Source organism: Meiothermus granaticius NBRC 107808, from assembly GCF_003574355.1.
Classification (GTDB): domain Bacteria; phylum Deinococcota; class Deinococci; order Deinococcales; family Thermaceae; genus Meiothermus; species Meiothermus granaticius.
The window spans coordinates 33459-49834 of the sequence record NZ_QWLB01000026.1; the positions used below are offsets into that span (position 1 = coordinate 33459).

General features: G+C 62.1%; 12 protein-coding genes, 1 tRNA gene and 1 pseudogene. 2 read left to right on the top strand and 12 right to left on the bottom strand.

Annotated elements, in window-relative coordinates; genetic code table 11:
* Nucleotides 1-96 precede the first annotated feature (96 nt).
* The 6 genes from Mgrana_RS10260 to Mgrana_RS10285 all read right to left on the bottom strand — a co-directional run bounded on the left by Mgrana_RS10260 (nt 97) and on the right by Mgrana_RS10285 (nt 5479).
* Nucleotides 97-939: an MBL fold metallo-hydrolase gene (locus Mgrana_RS10260; RefSeq protein ID WP_119357518.1), complete on the bottom strand. Its 843-nt coding sequence runs from the start codon at nt 937-939 to the stop codon at nt 97-99.
* Nucleotides 940-968: 29 nt separating this feature from the next.
* Nucleotides 969-1805: an XAC2610-related protein gene (locus Mgrana_RS10265; RefSeq protein ID WP_119357519.1), complete on the bottom strand. Its 837-nt coding sequence runs from the start codon at nt 1803-1805 to the stop codon at nt 969-971.
* Between the two features lie 38 nt (nt 1806-1843).
* Nucleotides 1844-2695 carry a DNA-methyltransferase gene (locus tag Mgrana_RS10270; protein ID WP_119357530.1) on the bottom strand — a complete coding sequence of 284 codons (852 nt, stop codon included), beginning with the start codon at nt 2693-2695 and terminating at the stop codon, nt 1844-1846.
* Nucleotides 2696-2826: 131 nt separating this feature from the next.
* Nucleotides 2827-3483 carry a hypothetical protein gene (locus Mgrana_RS10275; RefSeq protein WP_119357520.1) on the bottom strand — a complete coding sequence of 219 codons (657 nt, stop codon included), beginning with the start codon at nt 3481-3483 and terminating at the stop codon, nt 2827-2829.
* A gap of 9 nt (nt 3484-3492) precedes the next feature.
* Nucleotides 3493-5049 carry a pyrroloquinoline quinone-dependent dehydrogenase gene (locus Mgrana_RS10280; RefSeq protein ID WP_170146445.1) on the bottom strand — a complete coding sequence of 519 codons (1557 nt, stop codon included), beginning with the start codon at nt 5047-5049 and terminating at the stop codon, nt 3493-3495.
* Between the two features lie 28 nt (nt 5050-5077).
* Nucleotides 5078-5479: a c-type cytochrome gene (locus tag Mgrana_RS10285; protein WP_119357531.1), complete on the bottom strand. Its 402-nt coding sequence runs from the start codon at nt 5477-5479 to the stop codon at nt 5078-5080.
* Nucleotides 5480-5747: 268 nt separating this feature from the next.
* Between Mgrana_RS10285 and Mgrana_RS10290 the strand changes: the two genes are divergently transcribed.
* Nucleotides 5748-9437 carry an alpha-amylase family glycosyl hydrolase gene (locus tag Mgrana_RS10290; protein ID WP_240631322.1) on the top strand — a complete coding sequence of 1230 codons (3690 nt, stop codon included), beginning with the start codon at nt 5748-5750 and terminating at the stop codon, nt 9435-9437.
* Here the strand turns inward: Mgrana_RS10290 and Mgrana_RS10295 are convergent.
* Nucleotides 9427-10842, bottom strand: coding sequence for an FAD-binding oxidoreductase (locus Mgrana_RS10295; protein WP_119357523.1), 1416 nt, complete (start codon nt 10840-10842; stop codon nt 9427-9429). The genes Mgrana_RS10290 and Mgrana_RS10295 overlap by 11 nt on opposite strands.
* Before the next feature lie 58 nt (nt 10843-10900).
* Between Mgrana_RS10295 and Mgrana_RS10300 the strand changes: the two genes are divergently transcribed.
* A complete protein-coding gene (locus Mgrana_RS10300; protein ID WP_119357524.1) occupies nt 10901-11356 on the top strand; it encodes an EVE domain-containing protein in 456 nt (151 codons plus the stop codon).
* An 8-nt stretch (nt 11357-11364) separates the two neighbouring features.
* Here Mgrana_RS10300 and Mgrana_RS10305 read toward each other — a convergent pair whose 3' ends face one another.
* The 5 genes and pseudogenes from Mgrana_RS10305 to Mgrana_RS10325 form a co-directional block, all read right to left on the bottom strand.
* Entirely contained in the window at nt 11365-12570 is a 1206-nt protein-coding gene (locus Mgrana_RS10305; protein WP_240631323.1) for a YncE family protein, read from the bottom strand.
* Between the two features lie 94 nt (nt 12571-12664).
* Nucleotides 12665-12750: transfer RNA gene (locus tag Mgrana_RS10310), tRNA-Leu, on the bottom strand.
* Nucleotides 12751-12819: 69 nt separating this feature from the next.
* On the bottom strand, nt 12820-13977 hold the full coding sequence (locus tag Mgrana_RS10315) for an LCP family protein (RefSeq protein ID WP_119357525.1): 1158 nt from the start codon (nt 13975-13977) through the stop codon (nt 12820-12822).
* Between the two features lie 44 nt (nt 13978-14021).
* Complete coding sequence (locus Mgrana_RS10320; RefSeq protein ID WP_119357526.1) at nt 14022-15899, bottom strand: S8 family serine peptidase; 1878 nt, start codon at nt 15897-15899, stop codon at nt 14022-14024.
* Between the two features lie 20 nt (nt 15900-15919).
* Nucleotides 15920-16376 (bottom strand): annotated as a pseudogene (locus Mgrana_RS10325) (VWA domain-containing protein); the annotation flags it as partial.

The following is a 16376-nucleotide window of genomic DNA, read 5'->3' on the forward strand; positions in this document are numbered from 1 at the left end:
TTTTGAGCCAGCCGACTTTAAGAAAGCTTTGTCCTGTAGAGAGCAGTGGCCGCCTATCCAGGCGGCCACGTCTGTGAAGAGCGCGATTGGCCATGCCTACCGATAGAGGGGCTCGGCCTGGTAGCCCTTCTCGGAGTGCACCAGCCGCCCTAAAGGATGCCCCGGCTCGTGGGTGAAACCCAGCAGATACTGGCCCTGAACCCAGCGCTCATACAGGCGTTTGCGGGTCTCGAGGGTGGTCATGGGGTAGAGGTCAAAGGCCATGATGTAGGGCAAAGGGGCTTGCATCATGGTAGGGACCAAGTCGGCGGTATAGGCAAACTGCTGGCCCTCCGAGTAGATCTCTACAGCCTGCATCCCCAGGGTATGTCCCGGTACCGGCACCAACCGAATCCCCGGCAAGGGTTCGATCTCACCCTCCACAGTTTCAAAGGAGATCCCCTCCAGGTTCTCGGCACGGTAGCTGGCCTGGCTGCGCTCATGGAGGTGGGTGGCCTCCCACAGTTCTTGCTTCTGCACGATGTGGTGGGCGTTGGGAAAGGTGGGGACTAGACGGCCCTCCTCGAGGCGGGTGTTCAGCCCGGCATGGTCAAAGTGCAGGTGGGTGTGCAGGATCAGCCCAATGTCCTCGGGGCGCACCCCCAGTTCGGCCAGCTGGCCCAGGACAGGGTTGTCCGCGCTCAGCTTGTAAATGCTGCGAAACTTCTCCCCCGGCTTACGATCGATGCCGGTTTCCACCAAAATCCACCGCTCTGGGTGGCGAATCAGCAATGGGTTAAGCCCAAGGCGAATGCGGTTTTGCGGGTCGGGCTCGGTGAGCTTAGACCACAGCACCTTGGGTATGGTGCCGAAGGTCGAACCCCCGTCGAGCCAGATCTCGCCGTCGCTCAGGAAGAAGAGCTCGAGCTGCCCCAGCCGAAAGGGAACAATGGGCCGCATGACCCTACTATACGCCCGATTGAGCAGGTCTAAGGAACATGCACCCAGCGCACGATTCGCCCCACCGCCCGGCTTTGATAAGCCACCTTGACCCAGGCGTAGTCGGACGCATTGAGCCCTAGAATCTCTACCCGATCCCCCCGAACCAGGTAGCCATTGGGTGCAACCTTCGGGTCAGGGCTCGGGTACAGCGGCAGACGGGGCTGCACAACCACCCTCGAGGCCACCTGGGTTTGGCGAGGGCCATCGCTCCACAGCTCACGCATAAGCTGGCCTTTGGCATTAAAGGTGCGGATATAAAAGATCAGATCGTCTTTGCGGCCAAACCCGCTCAAGGGGTACAGCTGGCTGGTGCGGTAGAGGTATGGCTGTCCAGCAGCGAACTTGTAATCAGCGTAGGCGTAGCTTGGCCCTGTTTTGCAGCTCGTAAGCAGGGCTTTTTCCCCCCAGGAAACCTCCGGATTGCAAAACTGGCCATCGTACTCACCCGGCACCCTCAGCAGCGCGTAACCCCGGCTTAGGGGGTCATAGAAGTAGATTTCATAGAAGAAGTTAACCCCTCTGTAGCCAGTAGCCATCGGCAAGGCCAGGTCGAGCCAACCGTCAAAATTGAAGTCGGCAGCCAACACTGCCCCTGGGGGCGAAAAGCCATCGCTCAGGGTACCGACGGTAAGGCTCTGGGTGCGTTTGCTCAAGCGCAGCTCGAGGGTGTGGCTGCTTGGCTTCAGGCTTAGCTCTACCCGGGCCGCAGAGCCAGAGCGGAGGGGCAGGCTGGCCCCAAAAGGCCGATCTACCGGGTATTGCAGTGGCTTTTGCCCTAACCCCAGCCCTAAGAGCAAAAACAGCACAACGGAGAGGCCGCGCATGGTGTACCGATTGTAGCCGCTTAGGATGTGAACAGGCCTTAAAACTCGACCTCCCCAGGGCCCAGCCTGAGCAATTCGGGGCTCCAGGGCGCCAAGCGGCGCTGCATGATGCTGACCGCACTGGGGTTCTGGTCCACCAACACGAAAAAACGACCATGGCGGGCCGCAGCCTCACCCGTGGTTCCCGAGCCCGCGAAGAAATCCAGCACAGGATCACCGGGGTGTGAATGCACCCGAATGATGCGCTCCAGGAGCTTGAGGGGTTTCTGGGTGGGATAACCGGTCTTTTCCCTCGAGGCCGTCGGCACAATGGTCTGCCACCACACATCGGTGGGGGTCTTGCCTCGAGCGGCCTTCTCTGGCCCCACCATCTTGGGGGTGAGGTAGGGGATGCGGTCTATCGCCTCGTAGCAGAAAGTGTAGCGCTTGGGGTCTTTGGCATACCACAACAAGGTATCGTGCTTGGCAGGCCAGCGCCGTCTCGAGCGCCCTCCGTAGTCGTAGGCCCAGATGATCTCGTTGATAAAACTCTCCCGGCCAAAGATCGCATCAAGCAAGACCTTGACATAGTGCACTTCTCGATAATCCAGGTGGACAAACAAGGAGCCTGTGGGGGTGAGCAGGCGGAAGGCCTCGCGCAAGCGAGGCTCGAGGAAGCCCAGGAAATCACTGTAGGCATCGCGATAGGTTGGAGATTCAAGGGGTTCGCTGCGGTAGGTCTTGCCCCCAAACCCCCTCCGTCGACCCCCCGCATCCTGCACAACCCGTACCCGCTGGCGCTGCTGCAACCTGCCGGTATTGAAGGGGGGGTCTAAGTAAATCAGAGGGAAGGTGGCATCAGGTAGAGTGCGGATGTAGCTCAAGCACTCGGCCCAGACAATGCGATTCACACTGCGATTGTGGCAGGTTTGGTCACGCGCGTCCACATAAGTGATTTTATTCACTATAAATCTAGCTCGTGAAATATCTCCATACTAACAGCCCGCTCGAACTCAGAGCGGGCTGGCTAAATGCAGTCGCTTTATTGGTAATTGGCCAAATTGACCGGCAAAGTGTAGAGCTTCCCCGAAGCGTCTTTGAAGGTCAGGGTTGCCTTGAGATTGGCCAGCGCGAGACCTCGACGAGCCAGGGCACTAAGATCAAAGGTGTAGCTCACATACCCCAACCAGCGAAACTCATGGCCTCTGCCTTGAATGTTGTAGAAATCCTGTGCGGGCCCAAAGCGGTCGGTTTGGCTGGGGTGCAGGGTTCCATGCCCCGGAATCCGTAGGGTTGCCGAGCTGAAGCGCTCTAGAAACCCCTGGTCTTTGGGCTCAGGGCTCATGCTGTGAGCAAAAACCATGAACTCGAGCTGGTTGCCATACTGACGGGCATATCCCTCGGCCTGGGCGAGTGTGAGGGGGGTTCCTTCATAGGTGCTTCGGTAGCTCTTAAACCGAAGCCGCTCATAGGGGGTGCCCACCACCACCGCATCCACTTCTGGGGAGGTAGGAACCAGGTCCAGACCATTGCTATACTCCTTGAGCACATATCCCTTCCAGAGGTAGCCTTGGTTGGGCTGAACCATCTGCTGGCCTTGCTCGAGGGCTGCTTGGATCTGCGCTGGGGTGAGGAGCGGGCTGAAGGCCAGCCCACTCCCCAATACGCCCCCTACCAGGATCAAGAAAAGCCGCTTCATCTCGAACTCCTAGGGCAAGGCATAGATCACTACCTTAGCGTTGCCGGTGGTGTTCCAGATGGTACGGCTGGCATTGCCCGAGGCTGCTGCCACGTACTGCTTGCCATTTTGGGCATAGGTAACGATCCCTCCGGCCATAGCCCCACCGGTCGGGTTACGGTAAAGCACCTTACCGGTTTTGGAATCCAGGGCCAAGAAATCGCCGTTGAGGTCACCGGTGAAGAGCAGTCCCCCGGCGGTGGGGGTCACCGCAGCCACCATGGGGGTAGGCGCATGGTAGCGCCAGATCGGCTGACCGGTCTTGGCATCCATGGCCACGATCCAACCTCTGGCCTTGCTCGAGGGATCCAGCACGTTGGTTCCGCCAAAAAAGAGCTGGCCCTGCACGTAGCGCACCTCGCCCAGCTTGTACACTCCACACCAGTCCACACTGGGTACAAAGAGCGTTTCCATCTGGGGATCATAGGCAGGGCCGTTCCACTCCACCCCACCCAGAGTGCCTGGGCAGCTCCGCACCCCCTGGGGCGTGGGTTTAACGTCTGCGTTCAGGATGGTGGTAACTGCCGTTTTAAAGCTTTGCTGCTTGGAACCCTCATCGTAGCCGAAGACATAGCCCCCCTTGGTTCCCACCGCCATATAGTGGGTTCCAGCACTGTCATAGACTACCGGAGCAGCCGCAGTGTCCCAGTCGTGCGAGTCGTTGGGAATCTGTTGGTAGTAGTGTGAGAGCTGGCCAGTTTTGGCGTCTAAAACCACCACGCTATCGGTATAGAGGTTGGCCCCAGGGCGATACTCGGGAGCAAAATCGGGGGCCGGGTTTCCCACCGAGACGTAAAGCAGCCCAGTCTGGGGGTCAAGGGTGAAGCTGGTCCACATCGAACCACCGCCGGTGGTGGTGCTCTCAGCCTTCTGCCAGGTATCGGCCCCCGGCTGGTTACCGGTAGGAATTACGTCAAAGGTCCATAGCCGCTGACCGCTCTTGATGTCGTAGGCGTACATCTCCCCGTGCACACCCCAGTCTGCTCCGGCGGTACCGATGAAGATCATTCCATTCCAAACGATGGGTGCAGCACTCAAAAAGTAGCCCTTGCTGCTATCGGCCACCTTGACGTTCCACAGGAGCTTACCGGTGCTCGAGTTCAGCGCAATGAGGTGGGCATCCGTAGTCCCCCGAACCACCACGCCATCGTAGATGGCCACCCCACGGTTGGTGGTAAAAGGCTCCGGGCCGCTGGGTTTGTAGGTGTATCGCCACAGCGGCTTACAGTTGGTGGCGTTGATGGCTGCGGTAACATGCTGGCTGGTAATGTAAAGCACTCCCCCATAAACGATAGGACTGCTCTGGAATGAGCCATTCTCGCCTAAGGCATAGGTGCAAACTTTTTTGAGCGAGGCCACGTTAGAGGTATTGATCTGATCAAGGCTGGAGTAGCGCTGAGCCAGATAATCTTTGTTGTACATCAACCAGTTGCTGGTATCGTTAGCGGCGTTATCCAGCATCTCCTGGGTAGGACCGCCGGCTAGAGCCGAACCCGCTGCCAATCCCAGAAACAACGCGGCCTTCAAAATTGACCCTCGCATAAAAGTATCCTTTCTATTTCTTCGTCAGCTTGACGCTCTTGAGGTTCTTGCTGCTGAGCGCGACATTCCCCGGCTTGTAGCCGTTTTGTTGGAGAATGTAGGCGGTGACGCTCAGATACTGGGCCTCGCTCAGGCTGCCGGGAGCGGTGAGGGGCATCTGGGTGTGAATGATGTAGTACAGGTCGTCCGCAGTTTTACCCCCGCTTTCCCAGGTGGAGGCAAAAGTGCTCCCGCTAAGGGCCGGGCCCGCGCCCCCCTGGAGCTTGGCCCCATGACAGCTTGCGCAGTGGTTGGCGTATATGGCCTGGCCTTGAGTAGCCTGCGCCGCGGTAAAACCACCCGATTGCGGCTGGGCGGCCACTGCGCAAAGGCCTAACCCAGCCGCAAATATCCCCACCGATAGATAGCGATTCATACCAACTCCTTTCCGAAAATTTCCCATGGACAACGCATAAAGCGCTTCCTCCTTTACCCTAAGCCTTGGCCTCGAGGGGGCTGTGGTACACCTCACATCTGGACGGGTCAGGTTAAGTGGGTTTAGGCCTGTCCCCCAGGGCAATTTTCGGGTGGAGAGGGGGCCTTCAAGCCCTTATACTCCGCCGCCCTCTCCTTCCGGCGAAACCCCGCGAATTCAGGGATATAGTGGGGGCATTATGGCTCGCCTCTTCGCAGGTACCGGAGCAATGGAATTTCACGTTGCCGCTCGAGCCCGAGACCACTACCAATTCGATCTGGCCTTGTTCTCTTCCTCGGGCAATGTGGTCTTCGCCGATTTCGGGGCAGCCCGGCGCTTCGCAGCAGCCATGAACGCCAAGCGCCCCCCCGAGCGGGCCGTGAGTGTGGGGCAGGTCAATGCCATGGGGCTGATTGACGAGATGCTGCACGTCACCGTCGAGGCCTACCGCATCCAGCAAAACCCCCGGGTAATGGCTGAGGCTCTGGCCCAGCTCGAGGTACAACTCGGTCCTGAGGCCCTGGAGCGCACCCTGCGGACCTTCGCAACGGAGTTCCCCCCCCTGGCGGTTTACCGCGGTGAAATGACCATCGAGGCCTACCTGACTGGCCAGACCGAGGGGCGCAGTCACCGCGAGATCGTCCTCGAGGAGATGCTGATGCTGTGGATGGCCAACGCCAATCCAGCCTTTGCCCCTTTCTTAGAGCTCTTTGACGATGCCCAGCTCGAGCAGTCCACCGCCTACCTGCCTGCCATTCAGGCCCTGGAGCACTTCTTCGAGGGCGAACCGGCCTTCAGCGGAACCGGCCTCAGCCTGTTTAAAACCCTGCGCCTGCCGGCCTTGCAGTTTCCCGACTCCCTCGAGGCCCAGCTCGAGTTCCTGCTGACCCGGCTGGGCGGCAGCCTGGGCCGCTTCATCTACCGGCTGTTGGTGGGCCGCGATGTGCTGCGCGAGGAAGGGCGCTGGTTCGAACGGGCCCCGACCCACCTCGAAGCCCCCGGAGGCTTCGGCGGGGGCGACCTTAGCCCTGAGATGTTCAGCCCGCGGGCCCAGCGGCTCGAGCATGAGCCCGAAGCCTTTAGCCCCGACCTAGACTGGATGCCTCAGCTGGTCCTGATCGCCAAAAACGCTTTTGTCTGGCTGGACCAGCTCTCTAAGCAGTATGGAAGAGAAATTCAGACCCTGGATCAGATCCCTGACGCCGAGCTAGACAACCTGGCCAGCTGGGGCGTGACCGGGTTGTGGCTGATTGGGCTGTGGGAGCGCAGCCGGGCTTCCAAGCAAATCAAGCAGCGGATGGGCAACCCCGATGCGGTGGCCTCGGCCTACTCCCTCTACGACTACGTGATCGCCCGGGACCTAGGGGGGGAAGCAGCCCTACAGAACCTCAAGGAGCGGGCCTGGCGCCGTGGGATTCGCCTGGCCAGCGACATGGTGCCCAACCATGTGGGCATTGATGGGCGCTGGGTCTATGAGCACCCGGATTGGTTCATCAGCCTACCCTACCCCCCCTACCCGAACTACCGCTTCAGCGGGCCCGACCTATCGGAGGACCCTCGAGTAGGCATCTTCCTCGAGGACCACTACTACGACAAATCCGATGCCGCTGTGGTGTTCAAGCGCGTGGACCGCTGGACCGGCCAGGAGCGCTACATCTACCACGGCAACGACGGCACCCTCACCCCCTGGAACGATACCGCCCAACTCGACTATCTAAACCCGGAGGTGCGCGAGGCCGTGATCCAGACCATCCTGCATGTGGCCCGGCAGTTCCCGGTGATCCGCTTCGACGCCGCCATGACCCTGGCCAAGCGCCACATCCAGCGCTTGTGGTGGCCGGAGCCAGGCGGCTCACCCTGGGGCCAGTCCATCCCCAGCCGGGCTGAATTCGCCATGACCAAGGAGGAATTCGATCGGCGGATGCCGGTGGAGTTCTGGCGCGAGGTGGTCGACCGAGTGGCCATCGAAGCCCCCGATACCCTGTTGCTGGCCGAGGCCTTTTGGATGATGGAAGGGTATTTTGTCCGCACCCTGGGAATGCACCGGGTTTACAACTCGGCCTTTATGAACATGCTCAGGGATGAAAAAAACGCCGAGTACCGCAAGGTTCTCCAGGAAACCCTAGAATTCGATCCCGAGATCCTCAAGCGCTATGTCAACTTCCTTAACAACCCCGACGAGAAGACCGCGCTCGAGCAGTTTGGTAAGGGCGATAAGTACTTTGGGGTCATGACCCTGTGCGCCACCCTACCGGGGCTGCCCATGCTGGGGCACGGCCAGGTTGAGGGGTACAGCGAGCGCTACGGGATGGAGTACCGCCGGGCTTACTACCAGGAGCTCCCCGATCAAGGGCTAATTGAGCATCACCGGGAGCAGATCTTCCCCCTCCTGAAGCGGCGTCACCAGTTCGCTGGGGCCCAGCACTTTGTGCTCTATGACTTCGATTCTGAGGGGGGGGTCAACCAGGATGTGTTTGCCTATTCCAATCGGGAGGGGGCCGAGCGCAGCCTGGTGGTCTACCACAACCGAGCCAACCCCACCAAAGGCTGGGTTCGGCATTCGGTCGCCCAGCCGCTCGGAGGCAGCAAAGAGCTTCGGCGGCGCAGCCTCGACGAGGGCCTGGGCCTGAGCCTAAAGCCACGCACCTTCAGCCTGTTCCGCGACCGGGTGCGGGGGCTCGAGTTCATACGCTCCAACACCGAGCTGGCTGAGAAAGGCCTCTACCTCGAGCTGGGTCCCTACGGACGGCAGGTCTTCCTGGATTGGCGCGAGGTCTATGACGCCGACGGCAGCTACGCCCGGGTGGCCGCGATGCTGGGCGGCCAAGGGGTCGAAAGCGTGGAGGAAGCCCGCTATGAGTTGGTGCTCGAGCCCATCCAAACCCCTTTCCGCGAGTTGGTGAATGCAAGCGTGCTGCGCCGCTTGATGGGGGCTGCACGCAACCCAGATCCAGCCCTCCTGGAAGACCTCCAGGCCAGGCTGATGCGCCTTCAGGCGGGGATTGCCGCCCACACCGGGAAAACCCCGCCTGCCCTCGAGCTGCGAGAACGCCTGGCCCCCCTGCTGAGGGCGGCGGCCTCCCCGCAGAGCCCCGTCTTGTGGGGCGCGCTGTGGGTTTGGAGCTTCGCCCCGGCCTTGGGCGAAGCCGACCAACCCCGCGATCGCCTCGAGGAGTGGCGCCTGGGGCGGATCCTCGAGGGCGCGGTGCGCGAGCTGGGGACGAGCCCGGCAGAGGCCAGCCGGGCAGCCGGGCTGGCCAAGCTGCTGATGGCCCAGCCCAGCCTGCTGAAGGGCGGTCTGCTGGCCCTCGAGGGGCTGGGCCAGGACCCCGAGACCCAGCGCTACCTGGGGTTCAACCGTTTTGAAGGCGTCACCTACTTTAACCGTGAGGCTTTGGAGTTGCTGCTGGAAGCCCTCGAGGTCTTAGGTGGGGCTCGGGCCAAGCCGGGCTGGAGCACCTGGCGGGCCCCGGTGGCCGGGCTGGCGGCGAAGGTGGGCTACCAAGCCGATGCCTTCCTGGCCCAGCTTCGCCGAATGGCCAAAACCGCCAAGAAGGGAGGGGTCGGCAAAACCGCTAAGGTCTCGCAGGGCAGGGTTCGCCAAACCGGGGCTACCCCCAAGCCCTCCCCTCAAGCAAACCGCCCCAACCCAGCGGGCTCAAACCGGGCCCCCTCGACCCTTGATGACCTCACCCGTATTGCCGGGGTAGGCCCCAAAACCGCCGCTGCGCTCAGGGCAGCGGGAATTACCAGCTTTGCCACCCTGGCCCAGACGCGGGAAGCCGAGCTGCGAAAGGCCCTCTTGGCCGCAGGGCTGCGCACCGGACTGCGGCTGGAAACCTGGGCCAAGCAAGCGCGCTATCTGGCCAAAGGGGATCGGGCCGGGCTCGAGCGCTACCTCAAGCGGCTTAAGGGGTAGGCAACACCTTGCCTGGGTTGAGCAGGTTAGAGGGATCCAAGGCCGCCTTTACTGCCCGCAGGGCCTCGAGGGTTACGGGGTCTAGGGCTTCCTTCATGAAGTCCCGCTTCATCAAGCCGATGCCGTGCTCACCGGTCAACACCCCCCCATGGCGCAGGGCCACCCGGGCCACCTCATGAAGCAGCTCCCAAACCCTGGCCTCGTTGTCGGTTTTGGGATCAAACATCACGTTGGGATGGAGGTTTCCATCCCCGATATGCCCAAACTGCACCAGCGGAAGACCGTACTGCCGACCCAGGGCCTCGATCTCGCGTACCACCGCCGGAAGGCTCGAGCGGGGCACCGCGATATCCTCGTTCAGGCGCTTGGGGCGGATGCGCCCAATCGCCGGGGAAACCGAGCGCCGCGCCCTCCATAAGGCCTCGCTCTCGGCGGCATTGGCGGCCATCTGCACCACTCCTCCGTGGGCCCGGCAAGCCTCGGCCACCCAAGAAAGCTCCTCCTCTACCACCAGCGGATCATCGCCGTCGGTATCCACCAACAGCACAGCCGCGGCCTCCACCGGTAAACCCATCCGAAAGGACTCCTCTACCGCGCGGATGCAGCCGTTATCCATAAACTCCAGCTTGGCCGGGACTGCCCCCGCGGCAATCGCCTCAGAGACCGCTTCCGCTGCCTGTCCCACCTCGGCAAAGCTCGCGAGCAGCGTGCGGGTATGGCGCGGCAAGGGTTCCAGCCGCAGGCGCATCTCGGTGATGAGGCCTAGGGTGCCTTCCGAACCCACCAGAAGCCCGATCAGGTCATATGCACTGCGCTCGAGGCGGTGAACCTCGGCGGCATCGTCTACCCATTCCAACTCGAGCACATAATCTCCCGTGACCCCGCGCTTAAAACACATCGGCCCCCCGGCGTTCTCCGCCAGGTTGCCCCCTAAGGTACTGGTGCGGAAGGAAGCCGGGTCAGGGGGGTACATCAGCCCAAAGGGCCGAGCCCGCTCACTGACCTGCGCGGTCACCACCCCAGGCTGGGCCAGGGCCGTACGGCTGTGGGGGTCTACGCTGAGCCTGGTCATCCGGGTAAAGCTCAGCACCAGCGATTCCCCAATCGGGACAGCCCCCCCTGAAAGCCCACTGGCCGCCCCTCTGGGTACGATGGGCAGTCCCATCTGGCGGGCAAAGCGCAGGGCTTCCACCACATCCGCGGTGCTCTCCGGTAAGACCACCAAGGCCGGGGTGGCCCCAAAGGCAATGCCGTCGTAGCTGTAGTTACGGCGCTGGGAAACCTCGAGCAACACCTTTCGCTCGCCCAGCCGGGCTTGCAGCTCCTTAGGGCTTGCTGCGGGTAGGGGGTGAACTTCTCGCGTGGTCTTTTTGGGCCGCGTCTTTCCTAGGTTGAGCCCCTGCATAAACCCAGCCTATCGCCTGGGCCCAGCCGAGGCTAGAGCCAGCCCATACAATAGCCCCATGGCTTACTGGCTGCTCAAATCCGAACCCCAGACCTTCAGTATCCATGACCTCGAGCGCGATCAAACCACCCTTTGGGACGGGGTACGCAACTACCAAGCACGCAACTACTTGCGCTCGATGCACCCCGGCGACCGGGCCTTCTTCTACCACTCGAGCACCGCCGTCCCTGGGATCGTCGGGCTGTGCCGGATCCATCGGGCCCATCTGGTAGACCCCAGCCAATTCGATCCCCATTCGCCCTACTTTGACCCCCACAGCTCCCTCGAGCAGCCGCGCTGGTGGACGGTGGAGGTGCAGTTTGAGCGAGCCTTTGCGCAGCCTCTGCCCCTAGAAACCCTGCGCCAGCAGTTCACCTCTGAGGAACTCGCCCTGTTGCGCCGCGGCAATCGCCTCTCGGTGATGCCGGTGGAGGAAGCGGTTGCCAAGCGGATTTTGAAGCTGGCCACTCCCTGAGAGGCCCCTTACCGGAACACCCCAGTGTGGCCCAGCGAATACCGCCCCGGTTGGGGGTAGATGGCCAGCCCATGAGGCCCCTTCCCCACCTTGATGCGCTGAATCAGCCCCCCCTTCTGCAGGTCGGTATTGAACACGTAAACCTCTCCATGATAGCGCCCAGCCAGCCACAGGGTCTTGCCATCTGCGGAAACCCCGCCCATATCCGGGCTGCCCCCACCGGGAATCTTCCACTTGGTCACCAGCTTCCGGGTGGCGAACTCGAGCACGCTCACCGAGCCTTCGGCGCGGTTAGAGATGTATAGGTATTTTGCGTCTCGGCTGGGATAGAGGCCATGGGCCCCCTTCCCGGTGGGGATAAAGCCGATTGGCTTGAAGTTTTCCCCGTCTATCAGGTGTATCCCATTGGCATCCATATCCGCCACATAGAACACCTGTCCATCGGGCGAAAGCTTCACATCCTGGGGCATCCCCCCCACATGGAGCTTGCCCAGCACCTTCTGCCCCACCACATCAATCTTGAGGATGTCTCCGCTGAACTCGCAGCCTGCGATCAGGTAGCGCCCATCCGCGCTGTAATCCATGTGGTTGACCCCTTTGCACGGCACGCTGATCGAGCTTTGGCGATTCCAGGTGTGGGGGTCAAAAAAGTCCAGGCGGCGCTGGTATTCCGCCACCACGATGGCGTATTTGCCGTCGGGGGTGAAGTAGAGGTTGTAGGGGTCCTGTACCGGGATGCGCTCGCCCAGCTTGCCGCTGACGGGATCTATGGGGATGATGGTATGCCCCATATCGTTGACGACGTAGAGGGTTTTCAGGTCGTAGGAGGGCACCACGTGTTGGGGCTCGGCGTCTACCTTGTAGCTGGCCGTCACCTTGTAGGTCTTGGGATCTATGAGGTAAAGGCGGTTGGTCTTGCCATCTGGAACATAAACCCGCTCGGGAAAATTCTTGACCACCGGTGAGAGGTCCCCTTTTCCGGTAAACGCATAGATGTTTTTGGGGTCATACTCAGGCATCCCCGGCAGTCCGGCCTGTAGCCTCGAGGCGGGCTGCGCCGGGGCCGGATTGGCCGGTACGGCCGGGGCCGAGGCGGGGCTCGAGGCGGTCTGGGTGGGGGCTTGGGGCTGGGCCGCACTCGAGGAATGCGAACGACAAGCAGTCATCCCGATGGCCAGGGTAAGGGAAAAAAGGGCTAACAGGGCTCGATGCATACACTTCCTATAAGACCTGCCGAGAATGATGCTTAAATGAAATCGCGCTCGAGATCCCCCCAGCCGCACCCCGCAGATCTCTCGCATGCAACGCTGGTGCCGGGGATGGGACTCGAACCCACACGAGGTTTCCCCCAACGGATTTTAAGTCCGTAGCGTCTACCATTCCGCCACCCCGGCATTCCGGCCTCGAGCGGATCTGAGGCCAGGGCTAGTATGCACTAGCCCGTACCCATACTGCAAGAAGGGCTATTCCTTGGCCGGCATTTGATAATCGCTGCCCAGGCGCACGGTCAGGTCGGAGTACAGCACCGCTTCACCGGAAATGCGCCAAGGCAGGTTCACCGCCTCGGCGGCGGCCTGGGCCAACTCTGCCTGCCCATTGGAGATCACCTCGCTCTGCGGCGGCGCACTCTCTGCCTCCCGCAGCACCACTCGCATTCCCAAGCTCCGCAGCTTGCGGCGTAAGGCAATGGCCCCATCCTCTTGGGGGGTGGCATAGACAATCACCGCCGTCTTTCCCTGCAGGCTCACCGCCTGGGCAGGAGGAGCGGCATTCGCAAAGTAGCGGGCCACCAAGGCCCGAAGGGCTGGATGGTCCACCTCCCAGCCTTGACCAAACTCCCCTGGGGTCAGGAGGGTAACCATCTGAGGCTGACTGGCCGCAAAGCCCAGCAGGGCCGCGATCTGGTCGCGGCTCAGGTCGGTGTGGATGTTCTGCTCTACCGCTGCGATGGCCCGGGGCAGGCGGGCCAGCCCCGAGGGGGTGAGGACCTGGGTTTTGAGGGCCTGGAAAAAGGCCTGTTGGCGCTGGATGCGTCCAATATCCCCCAGAGCGTCGTGGCGAAAGCGCAGATACCCCTCCGCCTGCGCCCCATTTAGGTGCTGGCAACCGGGCTCGAGGTTGATCTCGAGCTTAGCCGCGGTATCGGTGTAGCGCATGGGTTTCTCCACGCAAACGTTGATCCCCCCGAGGGCATCTACGCCCGCCCGTATGGCCTCCACGCTGAGCGCCACGTAAGCGTCAATGGGAACTCCTGTGAGGTTGGTAAACACCTTCTCGGCCAGTGGGGGGCCCCCAAACTTGTTGGCATGATTGATGATGTAGGTCCCGTAACCGGGGATGGGCACATACGTGTCCCGTGGAACCGAGAGCACCACCACCCTGTGGGCTACAGGGTCAAAGTGGACCAGCAAATTCACGTCCGACAGACCCTTGAGCTCCTCAGGGGCCCTCTGGTGGTAATACTTATATTCTGGAGCGATCCCCAGCACCAAAACCGTCAGGGGCTTATGGAGGGTCCGGGGCAACGCGCCGTATTTGATCAGCGGTTGCAGCAGGGGGTAGGCCCACCAAGCCACACCCGCCAGCAACACGAGGATGAGCACGGGGACAAAACGTCGCACCTCGACAGTCTATAGTATCGGCCTGAGGCTGGGTGAGCTCAGGCTCAGGGCGTGAGCAGCAGAAGGCCCAGATCGAGGCTATCGGTAGGGGGAATGGTAAGGGTCTTGCTGGTTTGAGGCTCCCCGGAATCACACAGGCCATTGCCCGAATCATCCCGGCACACCATCACGGTGTAGGTCCCAGGCATCAAGTAGGTGCTGAAGGCTCCACCCGTTGTGGCCAGTTGGCGGTTGGTTGGGCCCAAGAAGTCCACGGCGTAGTCTCCTTTGGGCAATGGCCAGCCAAAAGCCGAGGGCAGATAGAGCAGACCCTTGCCATAGGCATCGTTGCGCCCAGGCTTGCCCAGGTGGGTCAGGTTGGACTCGAGCAAAGACCAGGCTTCAGCCCCACTTTTGGCCTTCCCGCTGCTGAGCAGCAGGGCCAGGGCCGCTGCAACCTGGGGGGAAGCCTGTGAGGTGCCCATGTAATAGGTATAGTTGGGCTGATTTAGCTGGTAGTTCCAGGTGGTCGAGAGAATCCCAGCCCCAATCCCCTGGGCGATATCCCCCCCCGGAGCGGCCAGGGTCACATGGCTGTTTTGCTGGCTGTACCAGGTCACCTGGTTGTTGAGATCCGTGGCCGCCACCGAGATCACCCCCGGGCAGGCCGCAGGGTAAACCAGCTGCCCCGGCGCATCGGCCTGGTAATTTCCCGCAGCCGCCACCACCAAAACCCCTCGAGCGATGGCGTCGCCAGCCGCATCGCACATGGCCTGGGAATAGGTGAGGGCGCCCAGGGATAGATTGATAACCTGGGCAGGCGTGGGGTTTTGCAGGGTTTGGGAGCCCACCACCACCGGTATACCCGCCGCATAGCGAATGGCCAGGGCCACATTCTCAAAGCTGCCGTTCCCGCTCTCATCCAGCACCCGCAAGGGCAGCACCTTGACCGGGGCGTTGTAGTCTACCCCGACAATCCCCGAGGAGGTACAGGTGGGGCAGGCCGGAGGGAAGGGGCCACTGCCCGCGGTGATAATCCCGGTGACATGCGTCCCGTGGCTGCCGCCAGTAGGGCTGCTGCTGTCCCCAGGGTCGGTGGGGTCTGGCTGGCCCCGCACGAAGTCGTAAGCTCCTTCGCCGGGCAGCACCAGCCGACCGGCCAAATCGGGGTGGTCGTAGCGCACCCCGGTGTCAATCACCGCTACCGTGACCGGGTAGGGGAAATTCCCCAGATAGCTGAAGCGGGCACCGGTGGTCTTGAGGTACCACTGCTTGGGGTAAAACTCGTCGGTGGGTTCCCCTATAGCCTCCCCTTGGGCACGGACGTACCCGTTGAGCTCGGCCCATTCCACATTAGGGTCACGGCGAAGCGCCTCGAGCAGGGCCTGGGGGTTGGGGCTTTTGAGCTTGACCAGGCGGTGGGCCCGGTCGAGCGAGCGCAACTGGGCTTGCAGGGGCAGGCGGCTGGGCTGCGGAGCTTGGCGGTATTTTACCAGCACCTCGGTGCTGGGGGGAGGGGCTTTGTGCGGGGACCATCCCCTCGAGCCCAAGGCCGGCAAGCCGAGAGCTTGGGCCTGAAGAGCCTGACCCTGACCCAGGTCCGCGACCTGCCCGGTCACCCACACCAGCGGCAGCCGAACCGCTACCGTGGCCTTGAGGTCCCCGCCCACCTCGAGGGTGGTGGTGTATTGCCGGCCATCCGGAGGGTCTCCGCTGGGCTGGGCTTGGAGCTGTACGGAAGCCGGGCCAAGCCCCTGAGCAGGGGAAACCGTAAGCCAGTCAGCGTCGCTCTTGAGGGTCCAGGCCACATTAGAACCCACCCGGAGCCGCAGGGTACCGCTCTCACCGCGCAAAACCACCTCATCGGGCAAGGCAACACTTGGCCAGGACGAATTGGAGGCGCATCCGGCCAGAAAGAGCACGATCCAAAAAGCAAAACGCATTCCCCTCACAGTAGCCCACTTTAGGCGGTCGTCAAGTTCAACCGACGGTTGCGCAGGTACTCCTGTCGGCGCTCGAGCAGAAAACAAACCAGGGCCAAAGCCAGTAGGATCGGACGCAAGCTCCAAGGCCCTCGGGAAGGGAGGGTCGCCAGCTCGGCTGGGGAGGCCAGAAGCCGTCCCCCCGTCGCCTCGCTGAGGCGCTCGAGGTTGGCCTGGCCATCCTCAAGACGCCACTCCGCGGGAGCCGGAAGGGAAAAGCGCAACCGGGGCTGCTCCCCCTCGAGCACCGTAGCCACCCCACTGGCTTCCAGCGGAAGTTGCAGGCTGTACTGCAGCGGCCCGGTAGGGGCAAAGGGGCGCTCGAGGCCCCCCAGCCGCAGCAGCGGACGCTCGAACTGGCCCTGCAAGCGCACCTCCACCCCTCCCGCCTCCCGCACCGCCTCAACCCAGGGTGGAGGCGGTGCGGGAGGCGGGAGG

Coding starts and splice junctions, on each gene's coding strand:
- Mgrana_RS10260 (WP_119357518.1), bottom strand. CDS start 939: ATGCGGCCCATTGTTCCCTTTCGGCTGGGGCAGCTCGAGCTCTTCTTC.
- Mgrana_RS10265 (WP_119357519.1), bottom strand. CDS start 1,805: ATGCGCGGCCTCTCCGTTGTGCTGTTTTTGCTCTTAGGGCTGGGGTTA.
- Mgrana_RS10275 (WP_119357520.1), bottom strand. CDS start 3,483: ATGAAGCGGCTTTTCTTGATCCTGGTAGGGGGCGTATTGGGGAGTGGG.
- Mgrana_RS10285 (WP_119357531.1), bottom strand. CDS start 5,479: ATGAATCGCTATCTATCGGTGGGGATATTTGCGGCTGGGTTAGGCCTT.
- Mgrana_RS10290 (WP_240631322.1), top strand. CDS start 5,748: ATGGAATTTCACGTTGCCGCTCGAGCCCGAGACCACTACCAATTCGAT.
- Mgrana_RS10295 (WP_119357523.1), bottom strand. CDS start 10,842: ATGCAGGGGCTCAACCTAGGAAAGACGCGGCCCAAAAAGACCACGCGA.
- Mgrana_RS10300 (WP_119357524.1), top strand. CDS start 10,901: ATGGCTTACTGGCTGCTCAAATCCGAACCCCAGACCTTCAGTATCCAT.
- Mgrana_RS10305 (WP_240631323.1), bottom strand. CDS start 12,570: ATGCATCGAGCCCTGTTAGCCCTTTTTTCCCTTACCCTGGCCATCGGG.
- Mgrana_RS10320 (WP_119357526.1), bottom strand. CDS start 15,899: ATGCGTTTTGCTTTTTGGATCGTGCTCTTTCTGGCCGGATGCGCCTCC.